Raw genomic sequence first — 17,241 nt, forward strand, 5'->3', positions numbered from 1 at the left:
CTGGACGCCGCGAGAGCACTCGCCGAGATCCGTTCCGCATGGCTGGGTACGCCCGTCCGTGCATTCGCAGTTCTCGTCGATCGTGCCGTCGCAGTCGTTGTCCAGCGTGTCGCAGGATTCGGAGTCCCCGTAGGTTGCACCCACGCAGGAGCTCCAGTAGTGGCCGATCATGCAGGTCTCGACTCCGGAGGAGCAGATTCCCACATCCGTACCGCACATCCGAGTCTCGCCCGGCGTGCAGATGCAGTCCTCGTCGATCTCGGTGTCGCAGTCGTTGTCGAGCACGTCACCGCAGACTTCGGGCTGCTCGGTCACTCCGCCGAGGCACTCGCCCCAGCGGCCGAGGAAGCAGAGCTGGCTGCCGCGTGAGCACTCGCCCACGTCGGAGCCGCAGGACTGGGTGCGCCCGTCCGTGCAGCCGCAGCCCTCGTCGATGTCGCCGTCGCAGTCGTTGTCGAGCGTGTCGCAGCCTTCCGAAGAAGGTCCGACCTCGCCCGAGCAGCTGCCCCAGCGACCCATGGCACAGGTCTGGACGCCGCGAGAGCACTCGCCGAGATCCGTTCCGCATGGCTGGGTACGCCCGTCCGTGCATTCGCAGTTCTCGTCGATCGTGCCGTCGCAGTCGTTGTCCAGCGTGTCGCAGGATTCGGAGTCCGGCATGGTGCCGTCGCAGAGTTGCCAGAACCCACCGAGGCAGGTCTGTTCACCCGTGGTGCAGACACCCATGTCTGTACCACACGGCATATGCGAACCATCGACACACCCGCAGTCCTCGTCGATAGATCCGTCACAGTCGTTGTCGAGCGCGTCGCATGTCTCGGAATCGGCCATCACGCCGGTGCACAGCTGCCAGAAACCGTCGATGCATTCCTGGCTGCCGGTTGAGCAGATGCCGATATTCGAACCGCAGGGCCGTAGATCGCCCTCGCGGCACTCGCAGTCCTCGTCCACGTACCCGTCGCAGTTGTCGTCCAGGCCGTTGCAGATCTCGGCTTCGGGCGCTATCCCGTCGCAGAGACCCCAGAGGCCGTCGTCCTGGCAGCGCTGCACACCAAAGGTGCACACGCCCTCGGACACGCCGCAGGGTCGCTCCTGACCGAGAGCGCATACGCAACCATTGTCCACACTCCCGTCGCAGTTGTCGTCCACGCCGTTGCAGGCTTCCTCCATATCCGGGTTGATGGACTCGCCCACGCCGGGGGTGTCGTTGCAGTCGTGCAATCCGGTGTAACCATCGCCATCCATGTCCAGAAATGGCAAACAGTCGGGGTCATACGCGTCCGGCAGTCCGTCGTCGTCGTTGTCCAGTCCGTCCCAGCACTCGGCCTGCGTTTCCACGCAAGCGCCGGCTTCGTCCACCGCGATGTCGCAGTCGTTGTCCACGCCGTCGCAGGTCTCGACCGCGGGCACACAGTTCGGGTTCACCACATCGGTGTTCCCGTCGGGCAGGATGCCATCGCCGATCACGTCGGCATCGGCATCCGCGTTGCCCTTCTCCATCTGGATGCCGCCGCAGTTCACCGTGAACAGGGCAGCAAGACACAAGCACAGGGTCCGATTGTTTCCCAGCATAGCATCCTCCTTGTGGTTGTTGCTGGCGTTGAAGCACATCCCGCTACGGGATTGATCGCTCGTCACTCTCTCCATCTTCTTCTCCCTTTCTGGAGTTTATTGCCGTTTCAGAATTTACAAAATAAAAACACTAGAAGTTTATGTGAAACCCTAGTCAGGCCGCAAAGGTTTGTTGTAATGAACAGATCTTTGCCTGATGAACCATTCCCTCTCCCGTTTTTCCTCCTATTTCCTCCCAAAACGGTTCATCAAGCTCAAATCTGCCTTATTCTAGCCAAAAATTAAGTCTATAGTATTAACGCAAAACCTACATTAATTTAACACCCTATTTTAGCGCAAAATGGCCTTTTTGTCAAGAGGCAGACAGGTGAATTATTTTCGCTAATTTAAGCCAAAATAATTTTATCAAAATTTTTGAGATTTGAGATTTGATTTTTAAGATAAAAAAGTGCCCGCCAAAGTATTGATTTCTCAATAACTTTGACGGGCCTTGTCGCAGGGGTCCCGGAGGACCCAGAAAGATCAGTCGAAGTCGCTTCTCCAGTCACAGCCGTTACTACCGTAGTTGCGACCGTGATCGCTTCCGAGCGTAGACTTGGACACCACGTGTCCATCCGGGTAGGTTATGTCCCACTCCAGGATGGGCGACAGGATGTCGGTGTGCACTCCGCTGTCCCACCGGCAGCCCCACATGGAGCCGTCGGACACGAGGCTGTAGAAGAAGTTGATGTTGGTGAAGTCCGCGCTGTATGGCAGGCGGAGCTCGCACGTGAACTCGCTCCGGCCGTCGGTGTACCGGCAGTGATGTCCTGCCGTATCCGAGAGACCGGTCGAGTCGGAGTAGTAGACTCCCGTGGTTCCGAGTCCGGCCGGCCAGATCGTGCCGGTCGCCACGAAGAGCGTCGTGCGGTCCGAGGTAGACAGGCGGGCGTGAATGCGGAAGGTGTAGAGGTCGCCGGGCTCCGAGCAATCGGGATCCGACATGTCGGTTGAGCCGTCGCAGTCCTCGTCCAGTCCGCTGGAGCAGACTTCGGACGAAGGGAAGACCGCGCCTTCGCAGTCTCCCGACCAGTCGCCGCTCTCGCAGTACTCGCGGCCGAACTGGCACACGCCGAGGTCGCTCGCGGGTCCGCAGTCGCGGTAATCCCCGCTCTCGCACTCGACGTCGCAGTCCGGATCGCCGTCGCAGTCCGGATCTACGCAGTCGATGAGCGTGTCGCCATCGTTGTCCACGTGGTCGTCGCAGTCCTCGGGGTCTGTCTCGCACGCCGGGTCGCCATTGCAGTCCGGGTCTACGCAGTCGATGAGCGTGTCCCCGTCATTGTCGGCGTGATCGTCGCAGTCCTCGTGGCCGCATTCCAGGTCGCGCGTATCGCAGTCCTGGTCGATGCCGTCCTCGCACACTTCGGTTGCGCCCGGGTGAACCGACGCGTCGGTATCCAGGCAATCGTCGCCGTCTCCGGATCCGATTGCGCAGTGTCCGTCGCCGTCCGCGTCCACGCATTCGCACTCCGAGTCTTCGCTGTCCACGTCACCGTCGCAGTCATCATCGCGACCGTTGTCGCAGATTTCATTCGCTCCGGGGTGGACGCTCGCGCGCGAGTCGTCGCAGTCATCGCCGCCATCGTCCTCGCTGCAGTAACCATCGCCGTCCGCGTCGTCGCACTCGCATTCGAGATCGCGGCCGTCGCAGTTCTGGTCGATCAGGTCATCGCAGACCTCGGTCGCGCCCGGGTGGATGTCCGCCCGGCTGTCGTTGCAGTCGTCGCCTTCCGGCTTGCGGAAGTGTCCGTCGCCGTCGGCATCGATGCAACCACAATCGGGGTCGTCGCAGTCCGCGAGCCCGTCGCCGTCGTTGTCGTAGCCGTCGGTGCAGATCTCCTCGTCCGGACCGTGGCCCGGCTCGAGCATGATATCCTGGCATCCCATGAGGCAGAGAGCAAGGCACACCGTTATGAGCTTCTTCATCCTGTCCTCCTTCTCCTCATTGGAGAAAAATGGTTGATTTCGGTCATGATTTCGGTCGCAAGATATAAAAAATCCCTCCAATTTTTTTAAACCCTGCGACCGAAACCAGATGCTTGTAAAGAACGCTTTCTTAAGAAAATCAATCTTGATTTGCTTGAGGAAGCGGGCGGGAGAGCACGAGATGTGCAACTCCCGCCAAGCTATGTTATTGGGTTGAAGGAACGAACAATGAGGTGGGATTAGAAGAAGAGGATAATCTCGACCCCGACGCTGGCCTGCACGATGCCGGTCCAGCCGCGCACCCCCTGGGGTGTAGTCGGCTCGCTCTCGTCCGCGTTGATATTGTACTCGTAGTGATCGAGTCCAATACCCAGAGTTCCGCCGAACCGGACGTATCCCGACACCTTTGCCGGTTTGTTAGGGTCCTTTCCGAAGGGCCACGACTTACCGACATCGATGCCGATGAGCGCAATATCGTCCTTGCGCTTCGGGTCCGGGTGGTTCCTGAACCAGAGCTCCTCGTACCCGGTTGCGAGGTGGTCGTACCCTAGGAAGAATCCGAAGATTCCTTTCGTGCCCGGGAATATTTCCACTCGCCCTCCGGCCAGCATGCCGAAGTTCTCGTCCTCGGTCAGTCCTCCCATGGGCCCCAGGTGGGCCTTGAAGTTGACCGTGACATTCGATCCGCGGATCTGCAGTATGGTCCACTGCACGACCGCGCCGGCGAAGACTTCGCCGTTGAACGTCACCATGCCGAGGGCATGGAAGCCGGGACCGGAACCGAGGTTCTTGGCCTTTGCCTTCTTGAGCTCCTCGACGTCGCTCTCCACCTTCGCGAGGCGCTTCTCCAAGTCAGCGATGCGATCTTCGAGATCGTCCAGTCGCTCTTCCACCTTGGCGAGGCGCTTGTCCAGTCCGTCGAGCCGGGCCTTGAGGGCCTTGACCTCGGCGGCGAGCGCGTCCAGCTCACCCTTGCTCGCCTTGTCAGCAAGCTGGGCCTGAAGATCGTTCACGATCTCCTGGAACCGCGCGCGGAATGCCGAGAGCTCCTTGCGAAGCATGTCCAGATCCGCCGGGCTCACACTGCACTCGCACGAAGAAGCCGGAGCCGAGTATGAGTAATCGTAGTGTATCTCACTCTCCTCGACCTTGGCAGCGCAGCACTTGCCCATCAGGGCTTCGAGCCCCTTGAGCGCGGCCGCGAGATCCTCGATGCGGGTGTCCGTATCCCATGCCCAGGCGTGAAACTGAACCAGGGTGAGACAGCGCCCGTCCATGGAGCCCTCGATGTCGCCCGGGAGTCCCACTCCATTGGGTACCCACCAGCCGTTCTTCTTGCCGCACTGGCACCGGTCATCGCACCCCTTGTGCTTCACCGGCTTGTCGTCCGCGACCTTGTCCTTCTTGCAGGACGAGTCCTTCTTGCACGCCGGATCGGCACAGTCTTTCTTGCCGTCACCATCGTTGTCCACGCCGTCGTCGCAGTCTTCCACGCCCGGCAGTGAGGGCATGCTCGGAATCGGACACATGTCGTAGCAAGCACCGAGGTACGCAACGCAGGAATCGAGCTTGCTCTCGCATGCCTGCTTGCCGTTCTCGCAGTCCGCCACGCTGCCGTCGATCGACACGCTGGAAGTCGTGTTGGCGCACAACTTGCACGCGGCTTCGGGCTTCATCATCGGGATGTCCGATTTCTCGGCATCCTTCTGGCTGAAAGCCGGTGACGCGAACATGCACATCGCACACCAGAGCACCATCGTGATCTTCTTCATGGCCTTTCTCCTTGTTTCTTTCTACCCCATCTCTGGGGATTTAGTGTTGTGTCAAAGATCATTTCCGCGCATATCAAAAATGCACGAGAATCATATTTCCAACACTTTTTTCCGGACAGGCAATGATCAAGTGTTGAGGTTGTTTGGTAAGGATCATGGAGCAAGGAGGAAATGCTCCAAATCCTTAACCAAACAGCCTCAAAACCCGCCAGACCTGCATGAAACCTATTTCATGAATAACAGGGTATTTTAGCATAAATTTGCTTTTTTGTCAAGGGACGCAAGGCCAAGGCTGAATTTGCACTAGAATATAACGAAAAAAGACTGATGCTCTTTCAGTCTTCTTACCCAAAAAACTATGTTTTGTCAACCCCTCGACCTTGCTCGGGGCAGGCCTGCCTAGTAGCTCTCGGCCCCGAATTGCGGCTTGGCTTTCCAGACCGCGTAGACAAATCCGAGCACCAGGCCGAACGCAAAGCCCAATCCCGCATTCAGCGGAACATTCGGCTTCACTGGGAATCGGGATGAAAGCGGGTCATCCACGAGTTTTATCTGCACATCGCCGCCCACGTATTCACTCGATTCAGACGAGAGCGTTGCCGCGACCGCCTGCGCAAGCGCGAGCGACTGATTTTTGTCCGGATGATAAACCGCGATGGTTAAAAGTCCGGTGCCGCCTTCAACGTTGGAAGAAATCATGTCCGACCATTGCTTGCGGCGCTTTTCGTCATCCTGGTTGAAATAACTTTTATCAATCGCGTAATCCCCCTCCAGCATCTTGTTGAAAAAGGATGTGGTGTAAATTATTTCCGAAAGATTAATCGCCACCCGTTCCGAAGATTTCACGGCCGTGTACGGATCAAGCCCGAGCACGCTTTTTTGGATTACTAAAAATCTCACCGTGGTGCTGTACTTCAGTGGTTCAATGAAACTTAACGCCCCGGCAAAAATCATCACCAGGAGCCCGAATAGAAAAATCTTTTTCCAGTTATATTGAATGAGTTTTAAATAATTTGGACGCATCATACATTAATTCAAAATTAAAAATTCAAAATTCAAAATTTTTCTTCACTCTCACCCAGGGTCACTGATACTATTTCAGTCTTCCCATCTCGCAATATCCCTAAGCTTATTTTATCACCTGGCGCGTATTCAAGCAAAAGATACGCGAGCGAACCACGGCTGTTCAAGATTACGTCATTGAGCGATAAAATAATATCGCCCTCCCGAATTCCGGCGGCCTCGGCCGGAGAATCCGCCACAACCGCCGGCGGCACATCATCCTTGCCCGGCCATACGAGCGCGCCCTCTTTCTGCCCGGCCGTAATCTCGTCGTCAATTCCGGAAATCCTTGCAAGGTCGAGGTACCGGACTCCGAGAAGAGGCCGCGTAATCCTTCCCTCCTTCAACATACTCTTCATCGCCGGAGTCAAGAGTTCGAACGAAAGACCAATCCCGCCCTCGGCATCCTTGCCCCAAACGAGACCGATGACTTCGGCTTCGTAATTCAAGATCGGCGCGCCGAGCGGCGCGCCTCCCGCCGCAATAAGCAGCCGATTCGCCGGCGTGTCAGAATTCTGAAGATAAGTCGTTACGCCTGACGGATCATAGAACTTGCTTACGATATTTGATGAAATAAATTCATCCCGCCCGAACACGATCGCGATCCGATCGCCGGAATCCATGAATTCTTCATCCGCAATCTGCACAACCGCGAGATTTTGAGCTGTAATTTTTACAAAAGCTGCGCCGGTTGTTTTATCGATCAGCATGCTGTCCAATGAATAAATGCTGCCTCCGATTTTGGCGAGTGCATTTCCAATTTTGGTATTTTTAAAAATTTCACCCGGCGCGATTAGCCATCCGTCCGAAGTAAAAACAACGCCATATCCAAGAATGTCGGTATCAAAATAAATTCCATCTTCAACCGCCTTGCCCGATTTCGTGGTATAGAAAACCGCGAGCGCCGGTATCACCCTCTCTCTGGCATTCTCTACCGCCGATTCAAAAGTCCCGGGCGAAACAAGCCGCGCCGTCGGGCTCGTAACGCGGGCAACCGGCTGCTCTACCAGGCTGGAAAAATAATCTGATAAATACCCAAACGCCAAAAGCGCCCCGGCCGCACCTGCCACAATGCCGATTATCGCAAAAAGCGCCGTCCGGAACGTAAAGTGCCACAAACTCGGCTTTGTCGCCGCGGCTTCAGGTTCTTTTTTGACTTCATCCATATTTTTATATATTTTAATCTATAACCTACAAGCTACAAGCTAACTTCCTACAAGCTAATTCCTCGTCACGTCCAGCGCGCCGTTACGGCCACCAGGAAAAAAATTAATCCGCCAATAAGCGCGTAACGCTTGACCATTCGCGCATCAAGCTCATGAGAGAAGTGATAGCGCAGCAGGCCGGCTGTAAAATAATATAGTATGGTAAGCATTGCGCCGGAAACCACGAAAGCGGTCGGCAGCAGCATCAGGACGTAAAAAAATTCAAAAACCGTGAGCGTCAAAACCAGATTATAGGGCCAGCTTTCCCAAAAATTTACTTTCATAATTCGAAAAAGCTGATAATTTAAAATCAGCGTAAGTGCGGCGATAATCGCAAGTAGCAGCGGTTTTGGCGCATGAAGAAAAATGTAAAAACCAAAAAGACTCGCTGAAAAAAGAAACACCGAAAGAACAGTAAAGTAAAAACAAAGATTTTCCAACGCCCCCTCCTGATATCTTTTTTCCAGATAACCGTGATAAAAAAGATGCTCGGTGTATAGAAAGATCAAAAAACCTATCAATGCCGCCGCCACGATCTTGATTATCTGACTTTCAAGAAAAAGATTAAAGGCGAATCCGGACAGAAAAAGAAAAAGCGGAGTAATCAGATTGTGAAAAAAACTGGCGCTGAACCGCAGGTCGTTAAGTAAAAAAACCGCAGCCGCAATCAATAAACTCAAAAAAACAAGAAGCGGCCAAATGAGCACCGGCGCCGCGAGAATAATGAGAAATCCGAAAACCGTGATTGTTCCAAGAATATACGGGCAGAAACGCCGTAATAGTAACATATTTATTTTTTGAAAGTTGTATATTCTATCGTGCCGTACAAAACTATTTTTTCACGAACAAGATCCATGCGCTCCAAATTAACAAAGCCAATGAGCGGTAATTTCAGGGCCTTAAGAACCGAATCCAGGAATGTGCCGAATATTGCATCCGCGATCCAAACCGGAACTTTCAAATCACCGAACTTTGCGCTCGTTACATTGAGCCGAATGTCGTTTTCAACCACTTCGGGCACCGCATTTATGGTGATATAGAATGATTTATCACCGCGCTTAATATGGCCGTACAATTCCATCCCGGCAGTTTCAACCGCCACCTGCGCTTTCTCCACTGTAAACCCGCTCTGTTCGGCCAATGGAATAATATTTTGCAGGATAAAGGCCGTGATTGCCGATTCCGGAAGCGAAACACTAGCCGATGACGCTTGCAATTTCCCCGGATATTCAGTCTCCATCAAATTATTAATGTCGCTGCGCATGCTCTCCAAGAAATCAAACTTACGATAATCTTCTTCCAGCCTTACCTCGTGCACCGGCTCGGGAACATGAAACGCCCAGCTTGAAATAAAGGGTATATCATAAATTCCGGTCTTAGCGACTCCCCATGCCGCGAGAAAGGCGACCCCTCCGCCCAAAATCAAAAAAATAACCAGGCATGAACAGCAACGGAACATTTTCCGCCGCTTTGCCTCTTTGTGAATATCTACTTCAACCTGCTTGCGAATTTCTTTTTTTACGTCCTCCGGATCTTGGGCGGTTTCAACGCGCGTCATATATTATTATCGGAATTATTCGGCTAACCACTGATTTTCTTCAAGCAATTGTTTAAACATGCCGCGGCCCTCGTCGAGATCCTCCGCGCTCCCGCCGAATCCTTTTTCCAAAAAATTCAGAGCAATCACGAAATCCAGATGCATTGACTTTGCCTCTTCCGGCACCGCGAGCTCCAAGGCCGTCACTTTTATTTCCGAAGTCAAACCAAGATACGGCGAACGAACCGTAAGCTTATCCAAATCCCCTATTTTGCCTGAATAATCACTGACTAATTCTTTTATCGCTTTGTCATACCGCGCTTTTACAACTTCTCGGCTCAAAGAAGCCGGCACCTCGGTACCGTTTTCGTCCGCCGAAGGCGCCGGCGACGTCATTGAAACGGCAATAACTAAAATGAGCGCCAGGCTTACGCCCGAAAGAAGCAGCCAAAATGAAAATTTTGATAAATCAAATTTATGCATCTTTTCGTTTCGAATCGTTTGACCAGTCGTCGAGCATGTCCTGGATAAAAACGCTCACCACCGTGGCGATCGGTATTGCAAGTATGGCCCCGGCGATACCGCCGAGCTTGGCGCCGATCAAAAGCGCGGCGATGCTCACAATGGGGTTCAGGCCCACGGTTTTTTGAGTAATCTTTGGCGTTAGTACATTATTCTCAAGCTGCTGAATCAAAATATAAACTATCAATACCAAAAGCGCCTTGACCGGCGATTGCACGAATGCGAGAAATATCGCTGGCACGGAGGCGAGAACCGGACCGAGATACGGCACGAATTCAGCCGCTGCTGCGATAAGCGCTAGCATTAAAGCATAATGCACGCCCAAAATGGTAAGAGCAATATATACAAGCAGCCCGACTAAAAAACTGATCAAAATCTGACCGCGCAGCCAAAGTCCGATTTTGACTTTCATGCGAGAAATCAGTTGAGCGACGTACGGCTGGTATTTCACTGGTGTTATATTATGGAAGGTGCGCTTCGCTGAGCTCTCCTCCGCAACCATATAGAAAGTCAATACTAATATAAGCACGATTGCCGCAAGGCCTCCAAAAAATCCGGTAATTGTGCCAAAGAGGCCGCTCATCGCACCGGTTAACCATTCTCCGGCCGCCACGAGCCCGCGCTCTACTCCGGATTCAATTCCGCGGGAATAGGCATATCCCTTAACGACATTAAAGCCGGATGTAATTTTTTCCCAATAATGCTCAAAATTCGCAGCAAGCTGTCCAATTTCTTCCACGAGCGGTGGAATAAGCAGAAATAGAATAACCGCGAGAAGCGCCAGAAGCACTACATAAATAAATATTACGGCGAGCGAGCGCGGAATCCGGTGTCTTTGAAACCAGTCTGCAAAAGGATCAATCAAGGCGGCGAGGATCAATGCCACGAAAAATATGGCCAAGATATCCCTGATTATCCATAAAAAAACCAGGGTGAGCGCGACTAACGCCACTTTGATTATTGTCATCGTGGAGATACCCACGACTCCCTGCCCCGAATGTGGAAATTTTTCAACTGTCATAGCGATTTTTTACTTATTATTAATATATAGTATACCAATTTTACAACATGCCGGTCAAACCACTATAATATAACGGTATGCCCGCCATCAGTATCAACAAAAAAGGCCTGCACAATTACGAAATCCTGGAACGCTTCGAGGCCGGCATTGTTTTATCCGGCCAGGAGGTTAAATCCGTAAAAGGCGGCCAGATGCACCTGGACGGCGCCTATGTCCGCGTCCGCGGCGGCGAGGCCTGGCTCGTTGGCGCCGAAATCCCAAAATACCGCTTCGCCGGCCCTCTGCCGGATTACGACGCCCAGCGCACCCGCAAGCTCCTGTTCCGCAAGCGGGAAATCCGTTATTTAACCGGAAAAACCCAAGAAAAGGGGTTGACACTCGTGCCGGTTTCAGTGTATACTTCACGAAGTAAAATTAAGTTGGAAATCGGGCTGGCGCGTGGCCGGCAAAGCCATGATAAGCGCGATGTAATGAAAGAACGCGATGTCAAGCGCCAAATTGCCCGAGCCCTTAAAAGGGGGATGTAAAAGAATCGATAGGAGATCCTTTCATTGGATGCGAACCAAGGGCGGCCCGAACCTTGCAAATCCTCGGCCAATCAACAAATGCCAATTTCATGGCGAGAGTGAAGAGCGCTTTCAGCGTTCCTTCATTCCAAATGGCTATCGCATAAAATCGATGGCCCATCCGACCCGGTTAAGCTTGCTCACCGGGAGCCGGGTGTCATATCTGCAAGCTCGGCTCCTGCCGCTGCTCGCGGCCGGAACTTAAACAACCCAGAGCTCGTTTCGGTGTAATTTTGTCGGATTTCCTACCATCGAAATTAAAAAATCAAATCCGGACATGTTCGTAGAATTCCAATGGATCGGCTCACTAGACAGGGGTGCGATTCCCCTCATCTCCACCAAACAGTTCATGCAGCCAAGAGTATTCAATATTTATCGATCGGGGTATTAATAGTAGTCCAAGGAATCGCACGGGCGCGAGAGTCCCGACGAAATGTCGGGACGGTGCGCAGCGCCCCGGACCCCGAGCGGAGCGAGGGGCGATTCCCCTCATCTCCACCAATTCCAATAATACCGATGAGAATATCAAGAAAAAGATACAAAAAACCGGTTAATATCGAACCCCAGTATTTTTATAACGAAAAAATCCGCGTGCCCGAAATCATGGTCATCGCGGAAGACGGCCAGAACCTCGGCGTCATGCCAACCCATGAAGCAATCCGCATCGCCGCCGAACGGGAACTCGATGTTGTGGAGGTTAATCCCAAGGCCGTTCCGCCGATTGCGAAAATAATGGATTACGGCCAATTTAAATACCAAAAAGAAAAAGAATTCAGAAAACTGCGCGCCGGAGCCCACCGCGTGGAAGTAAAAGGTATCCGCCTTTCCGTGCGCATCAGCGACCATGACCTTGCCATACGGTGCGAACAGGCAAAAAAATTTCTTGACTCCGGCGACCGCGTAAAAATTGAGATACTTCTGCGCGGACGCGAGAAACAGCATCCCGAACTCGCCTTTGAGCAGGTCAGCGAATTTATCAATCAGCTTTCGAACGTAATAAAATTAAAAATTGAACAACCGGCGACGCGCCAGGGAGGAATGGTAACCGCGCTTGTTACAAAAACTTAAATCTATGAAACCGAAAACAAAAAAAGCCTATTCCAAAAGATTTACCATCACTAAATCTGGAAAAGTCTTGAAACGCTATTGCGGACAGGATCATTTTAACGCCCGCGATTCTGGAAATCAGACCCGAAAAAAACGCCGCGATACCAGCGTTTACAAGGCCTGGGGGAAATTAATTAAAGCATCCGTAAGTAAATAAATATGCCAAGAGTAAAACGAGGCACAACTCATTTAAAAAGACGGCATAAAATTCTCGCGCAGGCCAAAGGCTACCGCTGGGGCCGCAAAAACCGAATCAAACTTGCGAAAACCGCTATCACAAAAGCCGGCGCCCATGCCTACCGCGACCGCAAGAATAAAAAAAGGCTGAACCGCGGTCTATGGCACATCAAGATAAACGCCGCCGTCCGTCCACTCGGATTATCCTACAGCCGATTTATGAACGCACTGAAGAAAAAGAAAATTGAACTGGACCGCAAGGTTCTTGCCGATCTCGCGGAAAACGAACCCAAAATATTTGAAGCAATTGTAAAAGCCGTAAAATAATCAATTTGTAAAAACATTCCGACCGCGACCTGCCTGCCGGCAGGCAGGATCGGAATGTTTTTTATTCTAATTCAGCCATTGACATGCGGCAATCCGTGTGATAAATCAACATAATAAGTCCTTTGACCCAAACCAAACCTCAGAAGGAGGAAGCGATAATGTCGGATGACGAAAAGAAAGAAGATAAAAAGGCCTCGGCTGGGACACTGATCGGAATCAAAAACCCTCCGGCCGTCCCGCCGGCCGCACCAGCGCCCGCGCCCGAACCCACGCACCTCACCCTGAAGGAAGTCGCGGACGACCCGGCTCCGGTCCGGCCAGTCACCCAGCCTCAACCCCTGGAACCCGTCATGCCCGCGCCAACCGAAGCCCAGGTACAAGAGGCGCTGAACCGCGTCGCCACACCCGCGCCCTCGGCCAAGGCCGCCGCGCCGCCGAAAGCAGAGGAAAAGCGGCGCCTCATCCGAATCGCCGGCCAGGATCACGACCTGCTCCATCTCGTCACCGGAGCCATTATCGTGCTCTTTGTTTCGGTGATACTCGTTGCCATGATCGCCGCACTGGTGAACGATTCTATTTCTCACCACCACCCTCACCTAGCGGCTCCGATTCCGACGCACCTGACGCGCCTACTGCCCGCACCGCCGGTACTGATCTGTGACGAGCAAAGCGTCAAGACCGTCACCGCCGGCCGCATAGAATACACCGGCTGCCACTGGTTCCCACCCCGGCCCGCCGGCACCGTTCCAAAAACCCTGTACTGCGATGACAGCAATCATCCGACTGATATGCCGAACGGTAAAATCTGGTTCACTGACTGCAAACCCAAATAGCCTCTCCTCTTCCAGGACCCTCTCGGGTCCTTTTGTTTTTGTTTAAATAAAAAAATTCCACTGCGGACCGTACGGGATTCGAACCCGTGGTCTCCTCCGTGATCCCGCAGCTCGCTCGCTTCGCTCGCGAGTGCAGGACAGGCAGGAAGGCGCAAAATAAAAAAATCTCAGCGGACCGTACGGGATTCGAACCCGTGGTCTCCTCCGTGACAGGGAGGCGTGTTAAACCAGGCTACACCAACGGTCCGCTGAGATTTTTTTAAAGAACTAGGTTAGCGTGCTTGTCCCGCACCCTTGCGGTGCGGGATTAAACCAGGCTACACCAACGGTCCGCGATGGAATTTTTTATGTCCATAGTTTATCAAAACAGCATCAAATTGACAAGGGGTCGGGAATAAAAAAACGCACCAAGGGGTGCGTTCTGAAGAACCTAGAGGAACATGCTTCCGATGAAAGGAAACCGTCCGGCCCGCTTCAGGGTCTTAACGATGTGCAGTCCGAACATCCACGGACAGTGGTTCTCGAACCGCAGGCCGGTCCGCGCGAGAATTGACGCCGTCTCTCCGCCCAGTATGAGATGGATTGGCCCGTTCTCGTCCCGGGTAAAAAGAGAACCTTCGAGCGAACTGAAGACATTGCCCCGCAGGCCGAGAGACCAGCAGGCAAGCTGGTTCAGGTCCCACATCCAGGTCACCGGATCAAGCGCGGCGCAGGGTTCGTCGCCCATGCGGCCGGTTGGCGCGCCCGGGCACGAGAGCATCTCGTAGCACCCGCTCTTCAGTGACGCAACCAGCCACTCGACGATTTCCCAAATGTCGCGGGATTTCTTGACGATAACTCTGCCTCCCTCCTCCGGCCGCAAATAGAAACGGTAGAATCCCGGTGAAAGCAATGACCGCGGATCTGCCACCCATTCTATCGGCGGATCGCCTAGATACCCGGCGCAGCCAAGCATGGCTTTCATGAAATTGATCGCCATATCCGCTTCGCCGCACTCGCTTTCCCTTCGCAGCCTCGCTGTGCTGCTCGCCACCGTACCCAAGATCTCTTCCATCTCGCCTCCTGTTTTCTCTCTTTTTCTAGGTTGAGGTTCAAGGAACAAAAAAGATGTATACAACGATACATCCATCTGCGGGCATTGTCAATATTTATCAGCGCCCTTTGCCTTTGCTCCGTTCCATCTCCGCCACCCGCCGCCGTGTCGCGAGTACGGTATCCGGATTCAACGAAATACTGTCAATCCCCTCTTTTACCAAAAAATCCGTGTATTCTGGATAATCCGACGGCGCCTGGCCGCAGATGCCGACTTTACGGCCCGCGCGGTGGGCTTCGCGGATGACCTGGCGGATCAGAATTTTTACCGCCTCGTTGCGCTCGTCGTAGATATGGCTCACGAGCTCGGAATCGCGGTCAACACCGAGCGCGAGCTGTGTCAGATCATTGGAGCCAATGCTGAACCCGTCAAAAATTTTCGCGAACTCGCGGGCGAGTATCACGTTTGAGGGAATCTCGCACATCACATAAACCTCGAGCCCGCCCTCGCCCCGCCGGAGGCCGGACTTGGCCATTTCCGCCAAGACCCGCTCGCCTTCTCTGGGCGTGCGGCAAAATGGTATCATCATGATAATATTTTTAAGCCCCCACTTTTCCCGCGCCCGCTTAATCGCCCGGCATTCCAAGCCAAAGGCTTGTTTGAATTTTTGATCATAGTATCGGCTCGCGCCGCGCCAGCCGAGCATGGGATTATTTTCTTTCGGCTCGAAATATTTTCCACCAATAAGACTCACGTATTCATTGGTTTTAAAATCCGAAAGCCGCACGATCACCGGCTTGGGATAAAAAGCCGCGGCAATACGCGCGATTCCTTCGGCAAGCTTTGCCACCACGTACTCGCTTTTATCCGGCCAGCCGCGGGTGAGCCGCGCGATCGCCCGCCGCGAGGCGGCGTCTTTTATTTTACCCGGATTGAGAATGGCAAGCGGATGTATTTTTATAAAATTCGTAAAAATAAATTCTTCGCGCGCCAGCCCCACTCCGTCATTCGGTAAAAATGAAAATTCAAACGCAAGCTCGGGCTCGCCCACGTTCATCATAATTTTAGTTTTCGTGCGCGGTATGTTTTTTAAAGCCGTACTACGGCGGATAAACGCGAGAATTCCGTTATAGACATAGCCGGTCTCGCCCTCGCAGCAGCTTACGGTCACGCTCTGTCCCGAACGGATAACTTTTGTCGCGTCTCCGGTGCCGACCACGCACGGAATGCCGAGCTCGCGCGACACAATTGCCGCGTGCGAAGTTTTGCCGCCCTGTTCGGTTACAATCGCGCTCGCGATTCTCATCAGCGGCTCCCAGTCCGGATCCGTAATACGCGTTACAAGCACTTCGCCCGGATGAAACTTTTTCATGTCGCGCGGATCGCGGATTATTCTTGCCCTGCCCTGGCCGATGCGCGACCCGATGCTCGAGCCGGCTGTTATGACCCGCCCTCTTTTTTTAAGCCGGTATTCGTAAATCACATTCTTGTTCTTTTGCGACTGCACGGTTTCCGGCCGCGCCTGCACAATAAAAATTTCACCGGTCCGGCCGTCTTTTGCCCATTCGATATCCTGCGGCCGACCGTAATACTTTTCAATTCTTATTGCCCATCGCGCGAGCTTCAGGATATCCGCGTCCGAAAGCACCAGGCGGTCCCGGAGGGCCGCCGGCATTTTCGCCTGGCGCGTCCCGCCCTTCGCGTAAACAAGCTTCACATCCTTTGTGCCGATAATCTTGCTGATAATCGCCGGAAATCCCTTGGCGAGCGTGGGTTTAAAAACATAATACTGGTCCGGCGTCACGCGCCCCTTTACTACATATTCGCCGAGACCCCAGGAGGCATTAACCAAAACCACGTCCGAAAATCCGCTTTCCGTATCCAGCGTGAAAATGACCCCGGCCGACCCCAAATCGCTGCGCACCATTTTTTGCACCCCGATCGAAAGATAAGTGCCCATGTGGCTAAAGCCCTGGTCCTCGCGATACGAGATCGCACGGTTGGTAAAAAGCGAAGCAAAGCACATCTTGCAGCGCTGCACCAAATTTTCGGCTCCGCGCACGTTAAGATATGTCTCCTGCTGGCCGGCAAATGACGCGCTCGGCAAATCCTCGGCCGTTGCGGACGAACGGACTGCCACGTCGGTAAACGCCTCACCGTATTCGCGGGAGAGTTTGACATAAGCCGTTTTGATTTCATGTGCAAGGTCTGCCGGCATTTCCGAATCGAGCATGAGCCGGCGGATCTCTTCACCGCATTTTGCGAGGGCGCGGACATCATGGCTCCGCAAGCCGCCGAGAATCAGCCGGATTTTTCTATCAAGCTTGTTGCTTTTCAAAAAATGCTGATATGCGTACGCCGTCACCGCGAATCCGTTTGGAATTTTTATGCCCCCCGGCGTAAGCGAATGGTACATCTCGCCAAGCGACGCGTTTTTCCCGCCAACAAAAGAAACATCCTTCGCGCGGATGTCTTTAAACCACAAAATAAACCTCCTCTTTTTTTTCATACGTCCTAATATATTTTTTGTACGGGTCGC

The 17,241-nt window shown here is 53.4% G+C and carries 16 protein-coding genes, 1 tRNA gene and 1 other RNA gene; 6 read left to right on the plus strand and 12 right to left on the minus strand.

The window, feature by feature from the left end; translation table 11 throughout:
• The 9 genes from PHW53_00360 to PHW53_00400 form a co-directional block, all read right to left on the minus strand.
• On the minus strand, positions 1 to 1,572 hold a 1,572-nt coding region (locus tag PHW53_00360), incomplete at its 3' end, for a MopE-related protein (GenBank protein ID MDD4994919.1).
• 522 nt (positions 1,573 to 2,094) lie between these two features.
• A complete protein-coding gene (locus PHW53_00365) occupies positions 2,095 to 3,729 on the minus strand; it encodes a putative metal-binding motif-containing protein (GenBank protein ID MDD4994920.1) in 1,635 nt (544 codons plus the stop codon).
• 50 nt (positions 3,730 to 3,779) lie between these two features.
• Positions 3,780 to 5,312 carry a hypothetical protein gene (locus PHW53_00370; GenBank protein MDD4994921.1) on the minus strand — a complete coding sequence of 511 codons (1,533 nt, stop codon included), beginning with the start codon at positions 5,310 to 5,312 and terminating at the stop codon, positions 3,780 to 3,782.
• Positions 5,313 to 5,711: 399 nt separating this feature from the next.
• The gene (locus PHW53_00375; GenBank protein ID MDD4994922.1) at positions 5,712 to 6,338 is read right to left on the minus strand and encodes a hypothetical protein; all 627 of its coding nucleotides are present in this window, start codon (positions 6,336 to 6,338) and stop codon (positions 5,712 to 5,714) included.
• Positions 6,339 to 6,367: 29 nt separating this feature from the next.
• The gene (locus tag PHW53_00380) at positions 6,368 to 7,540 is read right to left on the minus strand and encodes a PDZ domain-containing protein (GenBank protein MDD4994923.1); all 1,173 of its coding nucleotides are present in this window, start codon (positions 7,538 to 7,540) and stop codon (positions 6,368 to 6,370) included.
• Positions 7,541 to 7,605: 65 nt separating this feature from the next.
• Positions 7,606 to 8,367 (minus strand): hypothetical protein, encoded by a 762-nt coding sequence (locus PHW53_00385; GenBank protein MDD4994924.1) that lies wholly within the window; start codon positions 8,365 to 8,367, stop codon positions 7,606 to 7,608.
• A gap of 2 nt (positions 8,368 to 8,369) precedes the next feature.
• Complete coding sequence (locus tag PHW53_00390; protein ID MDD4994925.1) at positions 8,370 to 9,137, minus strand: hypothetical protein; 768 nt, start codon at positions 9,135 to 9,137, stop codon at positions 8,370 to 8,372.
• Between the two features lie 15 nt (positions 9,138 to 9,152).
• Positions 9,153 to 9,599: a hypothetical protein gene (locus PHW53_00395; GenBank protein ID MDD4994926.1), complete on the minus strand. Its 447-nt coding sequence runs from the start codon at positions 9,597 to 9,599 to the stop codon at positions 9,153 to 9,155.
• Complete coding sequence (locus PHW53_00400) at positions 9,592 to 10,659, minus strand: AI-2E family transporter (GenBank protein MDD4994927.1); 1,068 nt, start codon at positions 10,657 to 10,659, stop codon at positions 9,592 to 9,594. The genes PHW53_00395 and PHW53_00400 overlap by 8 nt, the downstream gene beginning before the upstream one ends.
• A gap of 77 nt (positions 10,660 to 10,736) precedes the next feature.
• Here PHW53_00400 and smpB point away from each other — a divergent pair, with 77 nt between their 5' ends.
• From smpB to PHW53_00430, 6 genes are all read left to right on the plus strand, one after another.
• The gene (gene smpB / locus PHW53_00405; GenBank protein ID MDD4994928.1) at positions 10,737 to 11,186 is read left to right on the plus strand and encodes an SsrA-binding protein SmpB; all 450 of its coding nucleotides are present in this window, start codon (positions 10,737 to 10,739) and stop codon (positions 11,184 to 11,186) included.
• Positions 11,177 to 11,566, plus strand: a transfer-messenger RNA (tmRNA) gene (gene ssrA, locus PHW53_00410). The genes smpB and ssrA overlap by 10 nt, the downstream gene beginning before the upstream one ends.
• Positions 11,567 to 11,741: 175 nt before the next feature.
• Positions 11,742 to 12,293 (plus strand): translation initiation factor IF-3, encoded by a 552-nt coding sequence (gene infC, locus PHW53_00415; GenBank protein ID MDD4994929.1) that lies wholly within the window; start codon positions 11,742 to 11,744, stop codon positions 12,291 to 12,293.
• A 4-nt stretch (positions 12,294 to 12,297) separates the two neighbouring features.
• Entirely contained in the window at positions 12,298 to 12,489 is a 192-nt protein-coding gene (locus tag PHW53_00420; GenBank protein ID MDD4994930.1) for a 50S ribosomal protein L35, read from the plus strand.
• Between the two features lie 2 nt (positions 12,490 to 12,491).
• Entirely contained in the window at positions 12,492 to 12,836 is a 345-nt protein-coding gene (gene rplT, locus PHW53_00425) for a 50S ribosomal protein L20 (GenBank protein MDD4994931.1), read from the plus strand.
• Positions 12,837 to 12,958: 122 nt separating this feature from the next.
• The gene (locus tag PHW53_00430) at positions 12,959 to 13,669 is read left to right on the plus strand and encodes a hypothetical protein (protein ID MDD4994932.1); all 711 of its coding nucleotides are present in this window, start codon (positions 12,959 to 12,961) and stop codon (positions 13,667 to 13,669) included.
• Positions 13,670 to 13,840: 171 nt separating this feature from the next.
• On the opposite strand, the gene PHW53_00435 is transcribed toward PHW53_00430, so the two are convergent.
• The 3 genes from PHW53_00435 to ppsA all read right to left on the minus strand — a co-directional run bounded on the left by PHW53_00435 (position 13,841) and on the right by ppsA (position 17,211).
• Positions 13,841 to 13,916 (minus strand) — tRNA-Asp (locus PHW53_00435).
• A gap of 183 nt (positions 13,917 to 14,099) precedes the next feature.
• Positions 14,100 to 14,723: a hypothetical protein gene (locus PHW53_00440; GenBank protein MDD4994933.1), complete on the minus strand. Its 624-nt coding sequence runs from the start codon at positions 14,721 to 14,723 to the stop codon at positions 14,100 to 14,102.
• A 97-nt stretch (positions 14,724 to 14,820) separates the two neighbouring features.
• Positions 14,821 to 17,211, minus strand: a complete 2,391-nt coding sequence (ppsA, locus tag PHW53_00445; GenBank protein MDD4994934.1) for a phosphoenolpyruvate synthase — start codon at positions 17,209 to 17,211, stop codon at positions 14,821 to 14,823.
• Between the last annotated feature and the right edge of the window lie 30 nt (positions 17,212 to 17,241).

Source organism: Patescibacteria group bacterium (assembly GCA_028710985.1).
Taxonomy (GTDB): domain Bacteria; phylum Patescibacteriota; class Patescibacteriia; order JAHJFT01; family JAHJFT01; genus JAQTTB01.

Bases quoted from the DNA above. Each gene is read 5' to 3' on its own strand.
- PHW53_00370 (MDD4994921.1), bottom strand. From the start codon at position 5,312: ATGAAGAAGATCACGATGGTGCTCTGGTGTGCGATGTGCATGTTCGCG.
- PHW53_00375 (MDD4994922.1), bottom strand. From the start codon at position 6,338: ATGATGCGTCCAAATTATTTAAAACTCATTCAATATAACTGGAAAAAG.
- PHW53_00380 (MDD4994923.1), bottom strand. From the start codon at position 7,540: ATGGATGAAGTCAAAAAAGAACCTGAAGCCGCGGCGACAAAGCCGAGT.
- PHW53_00385 (MDD4994924.1), bottom strand. From the start codon at position 8,367: ATGTTACTATTACGGCGTTTCTGCCCGTATATTCTTGGAACAATCACG.
- PHW53_00390 (MDD4994925.1), bottom strand. From the start codon at position 9,137: ATGACGCGCGTTGAAACCGCCCAAGATCCGGAGGACGTAAAAAAAGAA.
- PHW53_00395 (MDD4994926.1), bottom strand. From the start codon at position 9,599: ATGCATAAATTTGATTTATCAAAATTTTCATTTTGGCTGCTTCTTTCG.
- PHW53_00400 (MDD4994927.1), bottom strand. From the start codon at position 10,659: ATGACAGTTGAAAAATTTCCACATTCGGGGCAGGGAGTCGTGGGTATC.
- smpB (MDD4994928.1), top strand. From the start codon at position 10,737: ATGCCCGCCATCAGTATCAACAAAAAAGGCCTGCACAATTACGAAATC.
- infC (MDD4994929.1), top strand. From the start codon at position 11,742: ATGAGAATATCAAGAAAAAGATACAAAAAACCGGTTAATATCGAACCC.
- PHW53_00420 (MDD4994930.1), top strand. From the start codon at position 12,298: ATGAAACCGAAAACAAAAAAAGCCTATTCCAAAAGATTTACCATCACT.
- rplT (MDD4994931.1), top strand. From the start codon at position 12,492: ATGCCAAGAGTAAAACGAGGCACAACTCATTTAAAAAGACGGCATAAA.
- PHW53_00440 (MDD4994933.1), bottom strand. From the start codon at position 14,723: ATGGAAGAGATCTTGGGTACGGTGGCGAGCAGCACAGCGAGGCTGCGA.
- ppsA (MDD4994934.1), bottom strand. From the start codon at position 17,211: ATGAAAAAAAAGAGGAGGTTTATTTTGTGGTTTAAAGACATCCGCGCG.